The organism is Ruegeria sp. BB5, assembly GCF_056539405.1.
This window is the reverse complement of the sequence record NZ_JBQFUX010000001.1, coordinates 1,454,065-1,473,818: the sequence shown is the minus strand read 5'-3', so window position 1 is coordinate 1,473,818 and position 19,754 is coordinate 1,454,065. Positions and strand designations below refer to the sequence as shown.

General features: G+C 57.7%; 18 protein-coding genes. 10 read left to right on the top strand and 8 right to left on the bottom strand.

Annotated features, from left to right (window positions below):
• Position 1 precedes the first annotated feature (1 nt).
• Complete coding sequence (phaZ, locus tag ACR0DL_RS07335) at positions 2-1,273, bottom strand: polyhydroxyalkanoate depolymerase (protein ID WP_480688307.1); 1,272 nt, start codon at positions 1,271-1,273, stop codon at positions 2-4.
• Between the two features lie 114 nt (positions 1,274-1,387).
• On the opposite strand from phaZ, the gene ACR0DL_RS07330 reads away from it, so the two are divergent.
• The 4 genes from ACR0DL_RS07330 to ACR0DL_RS07315 all read left to right on the top strand — a co-directional run bounded on the left by ACR0DL_RS07330 (position 1,388) and on the right by ACR0DL_RS07315 (position 5,228).
• Positions 1,388-3,190 carry a PHA/PHB synthase family protein gene (locus ACR0DL_RS07330; RefSeq protein WP_480688305.1) on the top strand — a complete coding sequence of 601 codons (1,803 nt, stop codon included), beginning with the start codon at positions 1,388-1,390 and terminating at the stop codon, positions 3,188-3,190.
• A gap of 131 nt (positions 3,191-3,321) precedes the next feature.
• On the top strand, positions 3,322-3,768 hold the full coding sequence (locus ACR0DL_RS07325) for a phasin family protein (RefSeq protein WP_170349152.1): 447 nt from the start codon (positions 3,322-3,324) through the stop codon (positions 3,766-3,768).
• A 135-nt stretch (positions 3,769-3,903) separates the two neighbouring features.
• A complete protein-coding gene (phaR, locus tag ACR0DL_RS07320; protein ID WP_170410374.1) occupies positions 3,904-4,458 on the top strand; it encodes a polyhydroxyalkanoate synthesis repressor PhaR in 555 nt (184 codons plus the stop codon).
• 104 nt (positions 4,459-4,562) lie between these two features.
• Positions 4,563-5,228: a trypsin-like serine peptidase gene (locus tag ACR0DL_RS07315; protein WP_480688303.1), complete on the top strand. Its 666-nt coding sequence runs from the start codon at positions 4,563-4,565 to the stop codon at positions 5,226-5,228.
• 6 nt (positions 5,229-5,234) lie between these two features.
• Here the strand turns inward: ACR0DL_RS07315 and ACR0DL_RS07310 are convergent, their stop codons facing one another.
• The gene (locus ACR0DL_RS07310) at positions 5,235-6,449 is read right to left on the bottom strand and encodes a DegT/DnrJ/EryC1/StrS family aminotransferase (protein WP_480688301.1); all 1,215 of its coding nucleotides are present in this window, start codon (positions 6,447-6,449) and stop codon (positions 5,235-5,237) included.
• Positions 6,450-6,676: 227 nt separating this feature from the next.
• Here ACR0DL_RS07310 and ACR0DL_RS07305 point away from each other — a divergent pair, with 227 nt between their 5' ends.
• Entirely contained in the window at positions 6,677-7,645 is a 969-nt protein-coding gene (locus tag ACR0DL_RS07305; RefSeq protein ID WP_480688299.1) for a formylglycine-generating enzyme family protein, read from the top strand.
• Positions 7,646-7,819: 174 nt separating this feature from the next.
• On the opposite strand, the gene ACR0DL_RS07300 is transcribed toward ACR0DL_RS07305, so the two are convergent.
• The 6 genes from ACR0DL_RS07300 to ACR0DL_RS07275 all read right to left on the bottom strand — a co-directional run bounded on the left by ACR0DL_RS07300 (position 7,820) and on the right by ACR0DL_RS07275 (position 15,341).
• Positions 7,820-9,124, bottom strand: coding sequence for an NAD(P)/FAD-dependent oxidoreductase (locus ACR0DL_RS07300; protein ID WP_480688297.1), 1,305 nt, complete (start codon positions 9,122-9,124; stop codon positions 7,820-7,822).
• Positions 9,125-9,132: 8 nt separating this feature from the next.
• Entirely contained in the window at positions 9,133-10,491 is a 1,359-nt protein-coding gene (locus tag ACR0DL_RS07295) for a glutamine synthetase family protein (RefSeq protein ID WP_170349147.1), read from the bottom strand.
• Positions 10,491-11,171, bottom strand: a complete 681-nt coding sequence (locus tag ACR0DL_RS07290; RefSeq protein ID WP_170549560.1) for a type 1 glutamine amidotransferase — start codon at positions 11,169-11,171, stop codon at positions 10,491-10,493. The genes ACR0DL_RS07295 and ACR0DL_RS07290 overlap by 1 nt, the downstream gene beginning before the upstream one ends.
• A 58-nt stretch (positions 11,172-11,229) precedes the next feature.
• Positions 11,230-12,549: a glutamine synthetase family protein gene (locus ACR0DL_RS07285; protein ID WP_480688295.1), complete on the bottom strand. Its 1,320-nt coding sequence runs from the start codon at positions 12,547-12,549 to the stop codon at positions 11,230-11,232.
• 137 nt (positions 12,550-12,686) lie between these two features.
• On the bottom strand, positions 12,687-14,873 hold the full coding sequence (locus ACR0DL_RS07280; protein ID WP_170375907.1) for a xanthine dehydrogenase family protein molybdopterin-binding subunit: 2,187 nt from the start codon (positions 14,871-14,873) through the stop codon (positions 12,687-12,689).
• Between the two features lie 3 nt (positions 14,874-14,876).
• Positions 14,877-15,341: a (2Fe-2S)-binding protein gene (locus tag ACR0DL_RS07275; protein WP_170349143.1), complete on the bottom strand. Its 465-nt coding sequence runs from the start codon at positions 15,339-15,341 to the stop codon at positions 14,877-14,879.
• A gap of 139 nt (positions 15,342-15,480) precedes the next feature.
• Between ACR0DL_RS07275 and ACR0DL_RS07270 the strand changes: the two genes are divergently transcribed.
• From ACR0DL_RS07270 to ACR0DL_RS07250, 5 genes are all read left to right on the top strand, one after another.
• Positions 15,481-16,083: a TetR/AcrR family transcriptional regulator gene (locus ACR0DL_RS07270; protein WP_480688292.1), complete on the top strand. Its 603-nt coding sequence runs from the start codon at positions 15,481-15,483 to the stop codon at positions 16,081-16,083.
• Positions 16,084-16,237: 154 nt separating this feature from the next.
• Complete coding sequence (dusA, locus tag ACR0DL_RS07265) at positions 16,238-17,263, top strand: tRNA dihydrouridine(20/20a) synthase DusA (protein WP_480688290.1); 1,026 nt, start codon at positions 16,238-16,240, stop codon at positions 17,261-17,263.
• A gap of 39 nt (positions 17,264-17,302) precedes the next feature.
• A complete protein-coding gene (locus ACR0DL_RS07260; protein ID WP_170375903.1) occupies positions 17,303-18,127 on the top strand; it encodes a sulfite exporter TauE/SafE family protein in 825 nt (274 codons plus the stop codon).
• Complete coding sequence (locus tag ACR0DL_RS07255; protein ID WP_480688288.1) at positions 18,124-18,906, top strand: hypothetical protein; 783 nt, start codon at positions 18,124-18,126, stop codon at positions 18,904-18,906. Before ACR0DL_RS07260 ends, ACR0DL_RS07255 begins: the two co-directional genes overlap by 4 nt.
• Positions 18,907-18,939: 33 nt before the next feature.
• Positions 18,940-19,668 (top strand): SpoIIAA family protein, encoded by a 729-nt coding sequence (locus ACR0DL_RS07250; RefSeq protein WP_480688286.1) that lies wholly within the window; start codon positions 18,940-18,942, stop codon positions 19,666-19,668.
• The last annotated feature ends 86 nt before the right edge of the window (positions 19,669-19,754 follow it).

Genomic DNA, 19,754 nt, shown 5'->3' with positions numbered 1-19,754 from the left:
GTCAGGCGATCTTGTTCTTATTGGCGGCCCGGCGTTGTGGTTTGCGGGCGTTGGCGGTCATGAAGTCGATCACCAGTGGCCGGATATTGTCACGCCAGCTGCGTCCGGCGAAAATGCCATAGTGCCCGGCTGCTTGTTCAACATGACTGGCCTTTTTCGATGCGGGCAAACCGGTGCAAAGGTCCAACGCTGCGATACACTGGCCGGGGGCCGAGATATCGTCATTTGCGCCTTCAACCGTCTTGACCGCAACATTGGTGATTTTGCCGATGTCCACCTTGTGGCCCGCGACGACGAATTCGTTCCGCGCAATTTCGCGGTTCTTGAACACACGCTCAACCGTCGACAGATAGAATTCGGCGGTCATGTCCATAACGGCCAGATATTCATCGTAGAAACGGTTATGCGCATCATGGTCCGAAGCTTCGTCTTGCATAACGCGCTGAATCTGCTCTGAGAACGCTTTGGAATGACGCTCTGCGTTCATCGACATAAAAGACGCTAGCTGCAACAGGCCGGGGTAGACCATGCGGCCAACGCCTTTGTACTTGAAGCCGACACGCTGGATCATGGTCTCTTCCAGCTGCCCCATGGTGACGCGGCGGCCAAAATCGGTCACATCGGTTGGGGTGGCATCGGGGTCTACCGGTCCACCTATCAAGGTCAGCGTGCTGGGTTGCGCTTGGGGCTCAACCTCGGCCAGATAGGCCGTGGCGGCCAGAGTCAGCGGTGCAGGTTGACAAATCGCCACCACATGAGTGTCGGGACCAAGTTCTTTCATGAAATCGACAAGATAGAGTGTATAGTCCTCTACATCGAACTTGCCTTCGGAAACAGGAATGTCGCGCGCGTTATGCCAATCAGTGATATAGACTTCGCAATTCACCAGCAGGCTTTTCACCGTCGAGCGCAACAACGTCGCATAGTGCCCGGACATCGGCGCCACCAGCAACACCTTGAGGGGCTGTTCCTCGCGCCCATTGACCCGGAAATGCACCAGATCACCAAAGGGACGTTCGACAACGGTCGTAATATCGACCAGATGGTCTTTGCCATCCTCGCATGTAAAAGTGCGGATGCCCCAGTCCGGTTTGACGATCATCCGTTGGAAAGTACGTTCGGTGACATCACCCCAGGCAGCCATCATACTAATTGCGGGGTTGGGAATCATGGAAAACGCGGGGTAGGATGCGATTGCGCTGGCAGTTGCGCCCATCCATTGGTTGGTGTTGCGCATCGTTTCCATCAGGTCGTATGTCATCATGTAGCGCATGGAAAAAGGGGCCTCCTAGATGTCAGCCAATAAGATTGGACCATTCGCCGCTTTGCCCCCCGACACCCACGACGTTATTCTGCGTAGCAGCGAGGTTAGGGGGGAATTGTTAAAATGACAACAAGTGAAGATCAGATGCCAGAACTGACCGAAGAAAACGTTGAACGCCTTAAAGAAAATATGGAAAAGGTCGAGGCGCTTTCGAAGCGGCTGATCGAAGTCATGTCGGCCAAAAAGCCTCATACCCCCGCTTTGGATGGCCCGAATCAAGAGCTTTTCGCACGAGCAGCAACAGCTTATTGGGCCGAAGCTTGGCAAAATCCGGCAAAATTGCTGGAACAACAGATAGAATACTGGGGCAAGTCGGTTCTGAACTTCGCCGAAGCCCAAAAAGCAATGACCACGGGTGAGGCCGACGATGACCAGCCCAAACCTCTGGACAAGCGTTTTTCCAACCCCTTATGGGAGACCAACCCCTATTTCCGTCTGATCCGGCAGCAATACCAGACCAACGCAGAAGCCATCGCGCAGGCCGTGGCCTCGGTTGAGGATCTGGATGCCAAGGACAAACGCCGCCTCAAATACTTCTCGCAGCAAATTGTCGACATGATGTCCCCCACGAATTTCCTGGCAACCAATCCAGACGCACTGCAAAAGGCGGTTGAAACCGAAGGGCAGTCATTGATCAAAGGGCTGGAAAACCTTGTCTCGGATCTTGAGGCCAATGACGGCGAGCTGGTTGTCAAACTGGCCGATGAAAGCGCGTTTGAGGTCGGCGGCAATCTGGCGACCACTCCGGGCGATGTGGTCTATCGCAATCGTATGATGGAACTGATCCAGTACAAACCCGCGACTGAAACGGTGTATGAAACACCGATCGTGCTGTTCCCGCCCTGGATCAACAAGTTCTATATCCTTGACCTTAAGGCCCAGAACAGCCTGATCAAATGGATCACTGAAAAAGGCTATACACTGTTTGTGGTCAGTTGGATCAATCCTGATGAAAGCTATGCGGATGTTGGGATGGAAGATTATATCGAAGATGGCTTTCTGACCGCGATCGAAGAAACTAAGAAAATCTGCAAGGTCAAGCAGGTGAACGCGATTGGCTATTGCATTGCTGGTACTACTCTAAGTTTGACGCTGGCGTTGCAGAAGCAGCGCGGCGACAAGTCGATCAAATCGGCCACCATGTTTACTGCGCTGACGGATTTTTCCGAACAGGGCGAGTTTACGCCATTTCTGCAGAACGACTTCATTGACGGGGTTGAGGCAGAGGTAAACAAAGAAGGCATTCTGCGCTCATGGATCATGGGGCGCACCATGTCCTTTCTGCGCTCGCGCGATCTGGTCTACGGTCCAGCCATCCGCAGCTATATGCTGGGCGAGATGCCGCCAGCCTTTGATCTGCTGTACTGGAATGGGGACGGGGCCAACCTGCCTGCCAAGATGACGGTGCAATACCTGCGCGGGCTATGCCAGCGCAATGAGTTCGCCGAAGGCGGTTTCGAACTTCTCGGGCACAAGCTGCATGTCAGTGACGTGGACGTGCCGTTGATGGCGATCACCTGTCAGACGGATCACATTGCTGCTTGGAAAGACTGCTATCGTGGTGTGCAAAAGATGGGGTCACGTTCCAAGACTTTTGTCGTCTCGGAATCCGGTCACATCGCAGGCATCATCAACCCGCCCAGCAAGAAGAAATACGGCCACTACACCAACCCCGATCTGAAGGTGGACGCGGACACCTGGATGAAAGAGGCCGACTTCCACGAAGGTTCGTGGTGGCCCCTGTGGGAGGCCTGGTTGAAGAAACGATCCGGCAAGCAGGTTCCTGCCCGCGATACCGGCGATTCGGATCACCCACGGCTTGCACCAGCACCCGGGACCTATGTGGTGGCCGATCCAAACAACTGATTTCATTTTGAAACTTAAGAATTTCTGCAATGCAGCAAGAAAAAACTTGCAATGCTGCATTGCAGCAATCATATTGTCCTCAAGCTGATGAAAGCCGGGGTGGGCCCGGTTCGGCAAAAAGGATTTGGACAATGGCAAAGACTCAAGACTTTACCGCGACCCTGAAAGACATGATGGGTGCATTCCCCGTTGACACCACCGCTCTGGAAGGTGCCTTCAAATCGACCGCTTCGCTGAACGAAAAGCTGTCGGGTGTTGCTCTGGAAGCAGCAGAGAAGTCGGCTGAAATCTCGAACAAATGGACCAAAGACACACTGTCCAAGCTGACCGAGATGTCGAAAGCAAAGGCCGAGCCTGCTGAATACGCAAAAGCCGCAACCGACTTCGCAAGCGCGTCGGCTGAAGTTGCTGCTGAAAACATGGCTGCTTTCGCTGAAATTGCGAAAAAACTGCAGACTGAAACCGTCGAGCTGCTGATGGCTGCTGGTAAAGACGCTGCTGAAGAAGCAACTGTTGCTGTTCAGAAAGCCACCAACGACGTGACTGCTGCTGCCAAAAAAGCTGCAGCCACCAAGTAAAATTTGGGCGCGAGGCGCACCCACTCCTCCCATTTGGTGCAATCGCGCAGGGCAGGTCTTAGGACCTGCCCTTTCTTTTTGTTCTGCGGTCGCATAATCTCTGCTGCAACGCATCATCCTTGGGGAGGGCAAACGGTGCCAGAACAAGAAAAACCGCTGTTGATCAAGCGCTATGCAAGCCGCAGGCTGTATAACACCGAGACCAGCGACTATGTTACGCTCGAAGATATCGCGACCTTCATCCGCGATGGGCGCGAAGTGCAGATCATTGACCTGAAATCTGGCGACGATCTGACCCGGCAATATCTACTGCAAATCATCGCCGAACACGAAAGCCGGGGTGAAAATGTGCTGCCGGTCAACGTGCTGAACGATCTGGTGCGCAGCTACATGATTCCGGGTGGCGGGATGATGCCGCAATTCCTGCAAAGTTCGTTTGAGATGCTGCGCGAAAGCCAGAGCAAGATGATGGAGAATATGAATGCCATGAACCCGATGTCGCAGATACCGGGTTTCGAAGCGATGCAGGCGCAGCAACAGGCATTCCTCAAGGCGATGACCGGGGGGCTGTCAGGCAATTGGTCAGGCCCTGAAGATGGTGAAGATGCCAATCCGGAATCGAAAGAAGATCTGGATGACATCAAAAAGCAGCTGGCTGAGTTGCAGAAAAAGCTCTCCAAGTTGAACTGACGTCTGTTGTGTTGCGCTGGCTGGTCCTGAGTGTTGCGGTGCTTTGGGCCCACCCGGTGTCATCACAGGGCGTTTTTTCAGAAGGCTGGTCTGCGGTTTGCACGATGGGCACCCAATCCGAAGAAGGGTGCGATGCCATTCGTGCGCGCGAGATCCTGGATGCGGATCAGCTCCCATGGCGTGCCATTGGGCGCCTCAATTTCGCCAGCAGGGATCGGCGGTCACATTGTACTGGCGTATTGGTGTCTGACCGGCTGGTCCTGACTGCTGCGCATTGCCTGTACAATTCCCCACGCAAACGCTGGATACCGCCCTCTAGCATCCGGTTTGCCGCTGGCTATCAACGCGGAGAGGCCACGGCCGTTGCGGGTATCGATGGGTATAAGTTGCATCCGGAACAAGGCGCTGACGGGGCGTTCGACGACCGTACCGAATTGGACTGGGCGGTTCTGGAATTGACCAAGCCTATTGGTCAAACGGTTGGTTATCTGCCGTTGGCATCTGCGTTGAAGCCTTCGTCGTTTGTTGCGGGGTATTCCGGTCTTCGGCCTCATGTCCTCAGTCGAACTTTGACCTGTGCGCCGCGTCCCCTTGAAGGTGGAATGGTCTTGTCGCTGTGCCCGGTCATGATGGGAGATTCCGGTGCGCCGCTTTTAGTGGACACGCCGACCGGCCCCCAAGTCGCGGCGATCCTGTCGCGTGTGGGTGTAACCCCCGAGGGGATTACAGCCCTGTTTCTGTCGACAGAGTTGTTTGACCTCGATCCGTAAGCCTTATCAAGTTCCGTAGACGGGAACCGGACCGGTCACCTCGCCGACCGAAGCCAGTAGAATATCGGCGATCACGTCTAGTTCTTCCTTGGTCAGCCGTACAGGCAGACGGACGTCGCACGCTTTCATCAGCATGTCCCGTGTCTGCGGCAAGTCGAACTTCTCGGGCAGGAATTGCCAGTTCCAGAAGGCGCGGGCGTTGTCTTCGCTCAGGCCGAAAACCTGAACTTTGACACCGCGTGCCTCTGAAGCCGCCGCAAAGGCGCGGATTTCGGCCTCATTCATTCCGGCCAGATTGAACTGGATCGAATCCGGTGCCCGGCGTTCGGGTGTCAGGGGGGCAGGGACGTCGATATGGGACGAGGTGTTCAGCCGTTCGGCCACGTAGTCGTGGTTAGACAGGCCATCCCGCACGCGCCGCGCCAGTTCGGGGATTTGTGGGCGGATCACGGCAGCGCTCAGGTTGCTCATACGCAGATTATACAGCGGCAACTGGTTCTGCCAGCGGGCAAAGGCTTGCTCCAACTCGGGCGAGTTGTCGCCATGCGGGGTTTTGTGCTTCTTCCAGTTGTGCTCATAAGCGCCCGACATGATCACGGCCTGGGCCACCAGGTCGGCATCGTCGGTGATCAGGATGCCGCCTTCCCCCGCGTTGATCATCTTGTAGGACTGGAATGAAAAGCACCCCACCTTGCCGATGGTGCCAATGTTCTGTCCATGCCAGGTTGTGCCCAGCGAATGAGCCGCATCCTCGATTACTGGGATGTCGCGTTCGTTGCACAGCGCCATGATGGCATCCATGTCGGACGTGTGGCCGCGCATATGGCTGATGATTACGGCCTGTACGCCGTCCAGCTTGGTGGCGAAATCTTCCATGTCGATGCGATAATTCTCGCCGACCTCACACAGCACCGGAATGCAATCCGCATGCACGACAGACGAGGGCACGGCGGCAAAGGTAAAGCCGGGGATCAACACCCGCGCGTCCCGCGGCAGGTTCAGTGCCTTTAGGGATAGGAACAATGCAGCCGAGCACGATGACACGGCCAGCGCGTATTTCGTGCCTAGCAGGGCGGCGAAATCCGCCTCAAGCAAAGCCACGGGGGCATCCTGCGGCGCGGTATAGCGGAACAGGTCGCCCGACTGCATCAGGGCGTCGATGGCTTCTTTTGCGGCTTCGGGGATGGGTTCGGCGTCATGAACGTTTGGAGGAAGCGTCATATTTGATTTTCCCAAATTCTAACTTTGGGAAAGATAAAGCTAAATGGGGGGCAATAAAACCCCTCAATCGCCATGTTGGCGAAATTTCACCAATCCTTCACAGTCGGAAGGTCGCAGGTCAGCCTGCGACAGGTCCCAAAAAGTATTTTGAGCTTGCAACTTCGGGGGCAGTAAGATGCCAATGACCCAACCTTTACGCTTTTTGTTTGATGGGTTGGATCACGGCTTTGACATTCGCACGTTTCACTTGCCTTTGGGCGCTTTCAACGTTCGCTTCGGCAGTATATGCGGAATATGTGCTTTCGGATGGCACTGAAGTTGCACCGCTTGATGTGTTTCAGGAATGCGATGTTTGTCCTGAAATGATCGTCTTACCCCTTGGTGAATTTACGATGGGAGGACCGATCGGAGACTCGATAAACGGGTTGGTCATGCTAGATGGCAAATTGGCTATGGTCGACGTCGGGCATCCGGCCATTGGTAAAGATGAACGACCGTTGCATCGCGTTGAAATCGATATTCCCATCGCCATGGCGCGCAACGAAATCACCTATGATCAATGGATGGCTTGTGTCCACGATGGCGGGTGCGGCGGGTATTCTCCAAACAATGTGATCTTAAAACTAAATGAGAACCGGAAGCACGTCAGAATCCCAGTGTACGACGACCATCCCGTTGTCAACGTGTCCTATCTTGATGCGCAGGCCTATGTCGAATGGCTCAACGAAAAGGTTGGCGTTCAAGCTTACAGGTTACCCACCGAGGCAGAGTGGGAATATGCAGCCCGAACAGGAACGCAGACACGTTTTGCGCAAGGGGATGAGCTGACATCTGAGCAAGCGAATTTCTATGGGCGCGGAACGGAACGACTAAGCGGCGTTCCGCGGCCGGATTTGCTCTCTCGGATGCTTCCAGTTCCGGTGGACGAATTGGATGCGGCCAACGAATGGGGGCTACGGCATATGTCTGGGAACGTCAACGAACAGACGCGGTCCTGCTACACCAATGAATATGCTGGCTGGTCCACCTCAAGTGAATGGTTGCACCAAAGCGAAGTTGAGAGTTGTAAGCGCGTATCTCGAGGGGGTGCATTCAACACAGGAATGGACTCAGTCCGCGTGGCGTCTCGAGGCTCAGGATCTGAAACTCATCGTAGCCAGTATTCCGGTTTTCGCGTTGTTCGCCAAATGAACTGAAATTGCTACATTGGTCTAGTTTTAGGAAAATTCTGCGAAATGGAATCATACAGGCGGCCTTGACGCGTCCAGTGCTTGGGGGCGTTAATCGAAAACCGATGTATACTTCGCGATTTGCCGAACTGAGTAATGCAAATGAGGACAAGCAAGCACTCGAGCTGGTGTTCTTCGCCCTCAAAACCCCAACCGATCCCGCAGCGCAAACCACGTCATTGCCAGAACCAGCAACGGGCTGCGCAGGGCGGAGCCACCGGGAAAGGGCAGGGCGGGGACGCGGGCCATGGTGTCAAAGCCTTCGGCTTGTCCCTGTATGGCCAGTGCCATCAATTGACCAGCATGGGTGGCCGTGCCGACACCGTGGCCTGAATAGCCCGAGGCCGACAGGATATTCGGCGCAACTCGCGTCAGGTAGGGCATGCGGCGCATGGTGATAGCCAGCGTGCCACCCCAGGCATAGTCGATCTTCACATCATGCAGATGCGGAAAAATCTCTGTCATAGGTTTGCGCACCTTGGCGGCTATGTCGGCGGGGAAACGGTAGCCATAACTCTCACCACCGCCAAACAGCAGGCGACCATCCGAGCTGAGGCGGAAGTAATTCACCACGAATTTCGTGTCGGCGACCGCAACGTCCCGTGTCAGGACACGGGCAGCATCAGCGCCCAAGGGTTCGGTCGCCGCGATGAAGTTGTTGATCGGCATGACCCTTGACGCCACCCTGCGGTTCAGATCGCCCAGATAGCCATTGCAGGCCAGAATAACGTTGTCGGCTCTGACCGTTCCGTTCGCCGTCTGCACCTTGGCGTGTTGGCCTTCGTCGATACCGGTGACCTCAGTGCCCTCAAAGATACGCACCCCGGCCTTTACCGCGGCCTGCGCCAGACCCAAGGCAAAGTTCAACGGATGCAGATGTGCCGCACCCATGTCCAGATACCCGCCTCTGTAAGAGGGCGATGGGCACAGCGCGTGGCCGGCGGTTTCATCCAACAATTCGATCTGATCGTAACTGTAACGGCCGGATAGATGTGCGGCATGTTCGTGCAGGTCTTGCTGCTCGCCTGCGCTGAGGCCCAGAACGGCAACGCCCGGTTTCAGGTCGCAGTCGATCTGGTGCTTAGCGATCAGCGATTTGACCAGATCTTTTGCGTCCTCTGCCAGATCCCATAGCTTGGCCGCATCATCGTTTCCAACCAACCGCTCGAGGTCTTCCTGGTCCATGCGCTGGGCGCTTCCCAACTGGCCACCGTTGCGACCGGACGCGCCGAACCCCACACGGTGCGCCTCAAGTAGCACCACGTTGAGCCCGGCTTCGGCCAAATGCAGCGCGGCGGACAGGCCGGTGTAGCCTGCACCGACGACACAGACATCGGCTGTCTCGTCTTTGCAGAGTGCCGGAAACCGATCCACCGGGTTGGCCGTCGCCGCATACCAACTGGCCGGATACTCGGCCTTGCGGTCGTTGGAATAGAGCAGGTTCATCGCGCACCTCAGACGTTCAGCAGCAGATGCTCACGCTCCCACGGAGAGATCACCTGCAGGAATTCCTCGTATTCTGCGCGTTTGACGATGCTGTAGACGCGGGCGAATTCTGGGCCAAGGACCTCATGCAGGGCGTCGGCCTCATCAAACAGGTCAAGCGCGCTGCCCATAACCTGCGGGATATCGCCTTCGCCTTCATAGGCGTCGCCATAGAATTGACGGCGGGGACGTTCCTGTTGAGTCAGCCCCAGATAGCCACAGGCCAGCGACAGCGCGATGCCCAGATAAGGGTTGCAGTCCATCCCGGCGATACGGTTTTCGACCCGCCGCGCCTCAGGCCCGGACAGGGGCACGCGGATACCGGTGGTGCGATTATCACGCGCCCATTCCAGATTGATCGGTGCGGCGTGGTCTTTCACGTAGCGACGGTAGGAGTTCACGTAAGGCGCCATCACGGCCAGCCCGGCGGGCAGGTGGTTCTGCAGCCCGGCAATGAAGTTATAGAACGCATCTGTCTCACCGCCCTGTGGACCAGAGAATATGTTTTGCCCGGTCTCAGTATCGATGATCGAGTGGTGGATATGCATGGCCGAGCCCGGCTCATCCTCGATCGGCTTGGCCATGAAGGTGGCAAAGCAATCGTGACGCAAAGCGGCTTCGCGGATCAGGCGTTTGAAGTAGAACACCTCATCCGCCAGCTTGACCGGATCGCCATGGCGTAGATTGATTTCCAGCTGACCCGCGCCGCCTTCTTGCGTGATGCCGTCGATCTCGAACCCTTGGTGTTCGGCGAAATCGTAGATGTCGTCGATCACTGGGCCGAACTCGTCCACTGCCGTCATTGAATAGGCCTGACGAGCTGCCGCCGGACGCCCCGAACGCCCCATCATCGGCTTGATCCCCTGCGCCGGATCGACATTGCGGGCGACCAGAAAGAACTCCATTTCAGGCGCGACAATCGGCTTCCAGCCCTTGTCGTGATACATCTGCACCACCCGTTTCAGCACGTTGCGGGGGCTGAAGGGGATCGGCTCTCCATCCCGGTCATAGGCGTCGTGGATCACTTGCAGTGTCCAGTCGCCCGTCCAGGGCGCGGCCGAGGCGGTCGAAAAGTCAGGCTTGAGGATCATGTCCCGTTCGATAAACCCATCCTCGCCGGCGGCCTCACCCCAATCACCTGTGATGGTCTGGTAGAAAACGCTGTCAGGCAGATGGAAATAGGCCTGCTTTGCAAATTTTGAGGCGGGCACAGCCTTACCACGGGCGATACCGGGTAAGTCCGAGATGATGCATTCAACCTCATCCAGCCGTTGGCCGTCGATATAAGTTCGGGCTGCCTGTGGCAGTTGATCTTTCCAGTCGGCCATCAGGCCCTCTCTTTCTTCAGAAACTCGGCCATCAACTGCCCGATCTTCGGATTGTCATTCTGGGCGGGCAGGCGGTTGGCTGCCGCCTCCATCAGTGCATCGGGCACAACGCCTTTTCCGCGCGTGTTCATGAGGCCCTGAATGAAGGCATCGCCGTATTCCGGATGCGCCTGTACCGTCCAGACGTTTTCGCCATAGGCCACCATCGCGTTTCGGCAGAAAGTGTTTGTGCCCAACACGCGCGCGTCTTCGGGCAATTCAATCACCTGATCCTGATGCCAGGCGTTCAGCGTTATGGTCTGGCCGTCATATTCATAGTCCGTGCGTCCAACGGCCCAGCCGCCTTTGAATTTCTCGACTTTCCCGCCAAGGGCCTGCGCAATGATCTGGTGGCCGAAACAGACGCCGATCAGGGGGCGACCGCTTTGGCGAATGGCGCGGATCAGATCTTCAAGAGGCGGTATCCACGGGTGGTTCTCATACGCACCGTGGCGCGAGCCAGTGATGACCCAACCATCGGCCTGAAGCTCATCTTTTGGAAACTGCCCGTCCACGACAGCGAAGGTTTCATAGGTAAAGCCATTGCCGTCCAGAAGCGCGCGAAACATCGCGTCATATTCGTCGAACTGGTCCTGCAATACGTCAGGAGGGTGGCCGGTCAGTAGGATGCCGATTTTCATGGGTCACCAAATTTGATCAAATTTATTCTAGCCCACCGGGTTCACGCGGGCAAGAGGGTCATACCGCTTCGAGATAGCTTAGCCAGTGTTCTTCCGCCGGGCGGTCGGCAAAGCGGCGCATTTCCTGCCGCTTGGTCATGGCGAAAAAGCGGATCAGATCGGCGGGGAAGATGCGCGCCACGTTCGGGTCGGTTTCGAACGCGGTAATGGCTGCACCCCATTCTGCCGCCAGTTGCGGCAAGCTGTCGATCTCATATGCATTGCCCGAGATTGGGGCGGGGGGTTCGGTCTCGTCCTCGATCCCGTTCAGCGCGGCACCCAGCACGGCCGCCAGCATCAGATAAGGGTTGATGTCGCCGCCCGCGACGCGATGTTCGATCCGCCGCGCGGCAGGGGCACCGCCGGGAATGCGAAGGGCGGCGGTGCGGTTTTCATAGGCCCAACTGGCACCGGTCGGGGCGTGCGCGCCGGGTATAAGGCGCGTGTAGGAATTGCCGTGGGGCGCAAATATCAGCGTGCAGCCCGGCATCGCCGACAGACATCCGGCAACGGCCCAGCGCAGCAGATCAGTGCCCTCAGGCCCGCCATTGTCGAATACGTTTCGGCCTTCCTCATCAACGACCGAAAAATGCACGTGCATCCCGTTGCCCGCGTCATCGGCGTACGGTTTCGACATGAATGTGGCCGTAAACCCATGTTTGCGGGCAAGGCCACGCGTCAAGGTCTTGAAAAGCCACGTATCATCGGCGCAGCGCATGGCATCCTGATGGTTCAGGTTGATCTCGAACTGGCCAATGCCGCTTTCGGATATCGCTGTCTGGGCTGGTATGTCCATGGCTGCGCATCCGTCGTAGAGATCGGTGAAAAACGCGTCGAACGCGTCCATCTCGGCCATGGACAAAACTGCCTCATCCGCCAGCCGCCGATCTGTGACCGGGTTGATTGGAGGCTGCGGCTGGGGGCCGGATGCGTCCAGCAGAGTGAACTCCAGTTCGGTCGCTGCGATGACAGACCAACCGCGCTGGGCATAGCGTTCCAGCACAGCGGCCAGCGTGTGCCGGGGATCCCCAGCAAAGGGCACACCTGCGTCATCATGCAAGCACATCGGGACCAGTGCGGTGTCTGCTTCCAGCCAAGGCATCGGCACCGGCCCGCGGTCCGTCGGCAGCAGCATTCCATCGGCGTCACCGGATTCAAAGACCAGCGGGCTGCCGTCGATATCCGCGCCCCATAGATCCACATTCAACGCGGAAAAGGGCATCCGCACCGCGCCTTTAGTCAGCTTGTCGGCATATGAGGGCGGCACTCGCTTGCCGCGCATCTGACCGTTTAGGTCACATGCAGCAACGCGAAAACTGTGCAGGGCGCTCAGGTCCATCGGGGTCTCCATCCTTCGAGTTACCCGAGATGTAATGGGTTAAACGCGCCTTGTCACTAAATTTGATCAAATTATTGCCGCAATGGTTTTGCAGCAAGTTGCTCCGCGCCCGAGGGGGACGGCGCGGAGCAGGGGCTTTAAACGAAGCTGACGCCGTTTTCAGCCATTGGCAGTTCGGCTACATGCGTGCCTGACAATGCGTTGATTGCATTGGCCAACGCCGGGGCCGAGGGTGGGGTGCCCGGTTCGCCAACACCTGTGGGTGCCTCGGCTGATGGAACGATATGTACGTCAATCGCGGCAATGTCGCCAATCCGCAGCGGCTCATAATCCGGGAAGTTGAATTGATCCACAGTGCCATCTGTCAGCGTGATCTGATCGCGCATGACATGCCCGATGCCGTAACCGATGCCGCCTTCCATCTGCGCGCGCACCACATCAGGGTTCACCGCAATGCCACAATCGACTGCACAGGTGACCTTTTCGATCTTGATGCCGTTTTCCGGATCGCCCGATACCTCGACAACCTGAGCTGCATAGGAACCAAAGGACTTGTGAACTGCGATACCCTGCGCGCGACCTGCAGGCGCGTTGCCCCAGTTGCCTTTTTCAGCCGCCAGTTTCAGAACCGTAGCTTTGCGTGCCTGATCCGGGTTGCTGGCGTCGGCAAGGTGCGACAGTCGGAACTTCACTGGATCGCGCCCTGCGGCCTCGGCAACTGCATCCATCATCGTCTCCATGACATAGCCGGTGTGGGTGTGGCCCACAGAGCGCCACCACAGTACCGTCGTTGCCTTCGGCGTGTCGGTCAGCCCAAGCGCCATTCCGGGGATGGCATAAGGACTGTCGGCGATACCTTCGATCGAGCTGTGGTCGATCCCGTCATGCACCAGAACGGATTCAAACGGAGTGCCCTTGATGACCGATTGGCCAGCTACCTGATGTTGCCAGCCAACGATGTCGCCATTGGCATTCAGGCCCACACGGACCTTGTGACCAAAGGCAGGGCGGTAATAGCCGCTGCGGATGTCATCCTCACGCGTCCAGACCAGCTTAACCGGGCGCGAGCGGTCGGTGACCACAAAGGCCAGCGCTGCCTCGACTTGGTAATCCGCATCTGGTGTCGCGCGACGCCCGAACGACCCGCCTGCCAGCATCGTCTTGATGTGGATCTTTTCGGGCGGCAGTTGGAAGATTTGCTGATACGCCATGTGCGGGCCGGTCGGCATTTGCGCACCGTCATGCAAGACGATGTCGCCCTCGGCGGTTTGTTCGATGGTGCAGTTCAGAGGCTCCATCGGAGCATGCGCCAGCAGCGGGAAGTAAAAGGTCTTTTCGATGACCTTGTCTGCCCCGTCGATTGCTGCTGCGACTGCTGCGAAGTCCGCCTTGTTCACGTTATAAGTTGGTTCGGCATCCAGTGCGGCCATGATCTCGGCCTTGATCTGATCCGAATGGCGGGTTTCCGCGCCCGACATATCCCAATCAACCTCAAGCGCGTCACGCGCCTGGATCGCGGCCCAGGTGTTTTCGGCGTAAACCGCGACCCCTGCCTGATTGGGCAGAACGGCGGCTGAGATATAGCCTTTGACTTCTTTCGACGCGCTGTCGTCAAAGCCGTTGGCGATACCGCCTTTTGACTCAGGGCGCTTGATCATGGCGACCATCTGGTTTGGCAGGTGAACGTCCATGGCATACATGGCCTGACCGTTGCCTTTGATGGCGGAATCCTTGCGGCGCACGGATTCGTTGCCGATCAGACGGAATTCCGATGGGTCTTTCAGGCGCGGCTCGGTGGGCGCGTCTAGCTGAGAGGCCGCAGCCACAAACTCGGCAATCGGGGCGGATTGGTCGCCCGCTTTGACGATGCCTTCGTCGATGGTGATACCCGCGGCATCCACGCCCCAGCTTTGGGCGGCGGCGGCGATCAGCATTTCGCGCGCGGCGGCACCGGCCTGACGATATTGCATCCACGAATTCGCCATCGCGGTCGACCCGCCGGTGCCCTGAAAGGGGCCGAACAGAAGGTTGTTGTAAATCTGCGCGTTAGATGGCGCGAATTCGTAGTCGATCTGATCCATGCGAAGACCGATTTCTTCGGCGATCAACGTCGGCAGGCCGGTTGCGGGGCCCTGACCTTTTTCAAAGTGTTTGACGATGGCCGTCACTGTGCCATTCGCATCAATCTTGACGAAGGGGTTGAATTGCGCAGTCTCGGATGAGGTCGCAGCCAGCACGCCATCGGCACGCGCACCAACCAGCAGAACAGCACCGGCAGCGGCGGCCCCTTTCAGAAACCCACGGCGAGAGGTGTTGATGGTCATAGATCAGGCCTCCAGTATTTCGGACGCGCGCTGAATGCCGGCGCGAATGCGTTGATAGGTGGCGCAGCGGCAGGCATTGCCGTGCATGTAATCGTCAATCTCTTCGACGGATGGGGTGGGATTTTCGGACAACAGCCCAACGGCCGACATCACCTGACCCGATTGGCAATAGCCGCACTGAACGACGTCCAACTCAACCCAGGCCTGCTGAACGGCGGCGCCGATCTTGTCATTGCCGACGGCCTCGATTGTGGTGATCTCGGCATCTTCGACGTCTTCGATATAGGTCTGGCACGAGCGTACGGGCTCGCCATTCAGGTGTACGGTGCAGGCACCGCACGAGGCGACGCCGCAGCCGAATTTGGTTCCAGTTAGTTTTAATTCATCCCGGATTACCCACAGCAAGGGCGTACCGGGTTCGGCGTCAACCGTGTGGGTTTCGCCATTCAGTTTCAATGTCAGTGCCATGAGGGGACCTTCCGTGTTGGGCTGGTTACCTGAGTCGGTAAACTGGCGCGTTTACTAGTGGCACAGAATATCGCCCTTGTAAACTCCTGCGTTTACCTAGGATTTGACCGCCCCCTGTCAATAGGTCTATAGCTCTGACATGACCGAATGCAGCGCACCGAATGCGACCAAATACGCGCAGATCATCGAAGCTGCTGTGGCCGAGTTCCAGGACAAGGGCTTTGCCGCAGCCAGCATGGATCGCATCTCGGCGCAGGCCGAGGTGTCTAAGCGTACGCTGTATAAGTATTTCGAAAGCAAGGAAAACCTGTTTCGCTCGATTGTGATCGAGCTGTCCAGCCGCTTTGCCGAAGTGGTCGAAATCCGGTACGAAAAAGGCCGTGATATTCGCGAACAACTGACCGAACTGGCCTGGGCCGAAGGGCGCATCCTGATGATGCCGGATGTGATGGCGATGTCCCGGATGGTGATCAGCGAAACCTTGCGCAGCCCGGCCCTTGCAGCCGAGGCGACAGGCAAACTAGACAAAACTGCTGCCTTCATCGGCATGATGCGGGATGCAGCCGAGGACGGGCAATTGCGGATCGACGATCCCGAACAGGCGGGGCGCGAATTCATCGGCCTGATCAAAGCGCGCGCATTTTGGCCCCTTTTGTTCACCGGGTCTGTGCTGAGCGAGGCCGAAATGGCCGAAACCATCGAAAACAGCGTCGAAATGATGATCAGCCGTTATGCGGTGTAAGGGTCAAAACCCGTCACATATCATCCGCCCTGGCTGAGATTCGTCACGAAACTGACAATTTGGCATTCCGAGTGGCACTCGATCCCGAAATAGTGCTACAGGGCTGTTCTGAAATGATCCCCTGAGGAACAAGGCCAAGACGGGCGCGGAAAGTATGTCGAATTTAGCAGAAAACACAGCCCTGAAAGGGGGGGGACTTAGGCGCGCGGCCCGTCTGTCCGTTGCCCCCATGATGGACTGGACGGATCGGCACTGTCGCTATCTGCACCGGCTGCTCAGTGGGCAAGCGTTGCTTTACACGGAAATGGTGACGGCCCCAGCGCTGGTGCGCGGTGGGGCGATGCATTTGCTGAGATACAGCCCTCAGGAACACCCCGTAGCGCTGCAACTGGGCGGGTCCGACCCAAAGGAATTGGCGCAGGCAGCGCGGCTTGGGACCGAGGCGGGCTATGATGAGGTCAACCTGAACTGCGGCTGCCCTTCGGATCGGGTGCAGTCCGGCACATTTGGGGCGGTTTTGATGAAGGACCCGGGCCGGGTTGCCGAATGCGTATCTGCTATGCGTGAGGTTGTGGATGTTGACGTGACGGTCAAATGCCGGATCGGCGTGGATGAACAAAACCCCGAACAGGTTCTGCCAACATTTCTGGACCAAATCCGCGCGGCCGGTTGCGAACGGGTGACGATCCACGCGCGTAAGGCTTGGTTGCAGGGTCTCAGCCCCAAGGAAAACCGCGATATTCCGCCTTTGGATTATGATCTGGTTCACCGGATGAAGGCGGCATTTCCCGATCTGCATATCTCGATCAATGGGGGCATTACCTCTCTGGATCAAGCGCGAACGCATCTTGAGGCAGGGCTGGACGGCGTCATGATCGGGCGCACGGCCTATCATCAGCCGACCGACATTTTGGCGGAAGCCGACCCGCTGATCTACGGCACCGGGCAGGCCGCTGATCCTGTCGAAGTTGTGCAGGAAATGGTTCCCTATGTTGAGGCTCACCTTGTCGAAGGGGGCCGGTTGCACCAGATCACTCGTCATATGCTGGGCTTGTTTGCCGGTCGCCCCGGTGCGCGGGCCTGGCGGCGGACCTTGTCGGAAGGCGCGGTGCATGAGGGCGGGGGCCCCGAGGTGATGTTGCAGGCACTGGAGCGCGTGGCGCCTCTGGTCGAGGTTTGAGCGGATCAAGTTACGGCCACAGGCCGTTATGGGGGGAAGATGCCCGAGACGATGTTGCTGGCCCAGATGCTGGGCCTTTTGCTTGTAATCGGGGCGCTGGCCGGTGTGCTGGCCGGATTGCTGGGGGTTGGCGGGGGTATCGTGCTGGTGCCCGCCTTTTTCTATGCCTTCCAGACGCTTGGATATGGCGGACCGCAGTTGATGCAGCTGTGTCTGGCGACCTCTCTGGCGACGATCATCGTGACCTCTGTGCGATCGGTGCTGTCGCACAACAAAAAAGGCGCTGTGGACTGGGAAATCCTGCGCGGCTGGGGGCCTGGGATTGCGGTCGGGGCGATCATCGGTGTTCTGGTGGCCTCGGCGCTGCGGACCGAGGTTCTGCAGATTTTGTTTGGTGTGCTGGGGATGGTCATCGGGGCCTATCTTGGGCTAGGCAAATCTGAATGGCGGTTGGGTGACGCCATGCCCAAAGGGATCAAACGTGCCGTACTGTCGCCCCCGGTGGGCTTTCTTTCAGTGTTGATGGGGATCGGAGGCGGCAGTTTCGGCGTGCCACTGATGAGCCTTTACAACACGCCCATTCACCGCGCCGTGGCAACTGCTGCCGGTTTTGGCGTGATCATCGCGGTGCCTTCTGTTCTGGGCTTTCTGTTTCTGGACGTTCCGCCGGAACACCGCCCGCCACTGACCATCGGGGCGGTAAATTTGATTGCCTTTGGTATCGTTGTCGCCATGACGACAATCACCGCACCGTGGGGGGTAAAGCTGGCTCATGCGATGAACCCCAAACCCCTCAGACGCGTGTTTGCCGTGTTCCTGACGCTGGTCGCCCTGAACATGCTGCGTAAGGCACTGGGGTTATGAGCGATTTTCACGAAAATGGCTGGATCAGGTTCCCCTTCGATCCGGTGCTGGCCGAGTGGGTAGGGCACGCGCTGCCCGCTGCCCGTGCATCTGTCACTGAACCAGCCCATGCCCAATGGCTGGATTGTGAGGGGACATGGTTTATTGGCGTCGACGCGCTGGACAATGACCCGCGGGGCAGGGTTGGGCAATCGAGGGTGTTGTCCGGCCAGGCCATGGATTTCATCACCGATCAGTACGGAGAACTGCCGCTGCACAAGGGGCAGGTCTCGGTCATCTACCCCGGCTATCCACGCCCGCGACAAGGTGAAAGCGCCAGCGCCGGTCAGTATCGGTTAAAGCGGGACGCGGCACATGTGGACGGGTTGCGGCCTGCGGGACCGGATCGGCGGCGGCGGGTGGATGAGCCGCATGCGTGGATATTGGGCATTCCTCTGAACGATGCCAGTATTGATGCCGCCCCCATGGTGCTGTGGGAAGGCAGTCATAAAATCCTGTGCGCCGCGTTCAAACACGCGCTGGACGGGCACCCACGCAATAGTCTGCATCAGGTGGATATAACCGAGGCGTATCAGGCTGCGCGCCGCGAAGTATTCGACACTTGCCCACGCATCGAATTGCCCGCCAAACCCGGTGAGGCCTACCTGTTGCACCGTCATTGCCTGCATGGGGTGGCCCCATGGGGCGCCAATGCCTCGGCCGGGGCGGATGGACGCATGATCGCCTATTTCCGCCCCGAGTGCGCCGGGGGAGTAGCCGAATGGATCGAATCCGCCTAACCTCCTGCCATTATTCGGATTTGGAGGTTTTTGATGATTACGGTCCACAGGAATTCGGACGGAGCATTGCTGGAAGTCGAACTGTCCGGCGAGGTGACCAGTACTGATTACAGCGAGGTTCTGGTGCCCGCTATCGAGGCCGCATTGACCGAACATGACAACGTGCGTCTGCTGGCCGTCGTTCAGCCGGAATTCAAGGGTTACGATCTGAGTGCCGCTTGGGCCGATACAAAGCTGGGGCTGAGCCACTGGCGCGGATTTGATCGCATTGGCGTGGCGGCGGATCAGGGTTGGGTAAAGACCAGTATCCGCCTGGCTGCCCCGATCCTGCCATGCCCGGTGCAAGTCTTTGCCCTTTCCGATCTAGAAGCCGCCAGACGCTGGATGCGCGAATCTTTGGGGTCGATTCACGTGGTTGATCTGGGTGGGCCGTGCATTCAGATCAGCCTCTTGGGAAAGCTGGACCCCGACGAATTCAGCCGGGCGGAACGGGACCTCGATAACCTGTTGCAAGCCAAGGAGGGGTTCCGGTTGTTGATCGACTTGCGGGAATTTGACGGCTGGCAGGGTCTGTCAGCGCTGGCATCGCATTTCAAACTGGTTCGGAATCATGCCGGTATGCTGGATCGCGCGGCCATCGTTGGGGACAAAACGTGGCAACATATGGCGCAACGGGCGGCCAGTCATGTTCTGGGCACGAGAACTCAGTTCTTTGCATCTGAGGATATCGAAAATGCCAAATCCTGGCTGGCTGCCGGGTAGGCCAAGATTAAACCTGACGCTTACGTCAGGTCATGCTAGGTCAGGTTTTGTTTTTCTTGATTGAATGGTCAAAAAACGATTAGCAA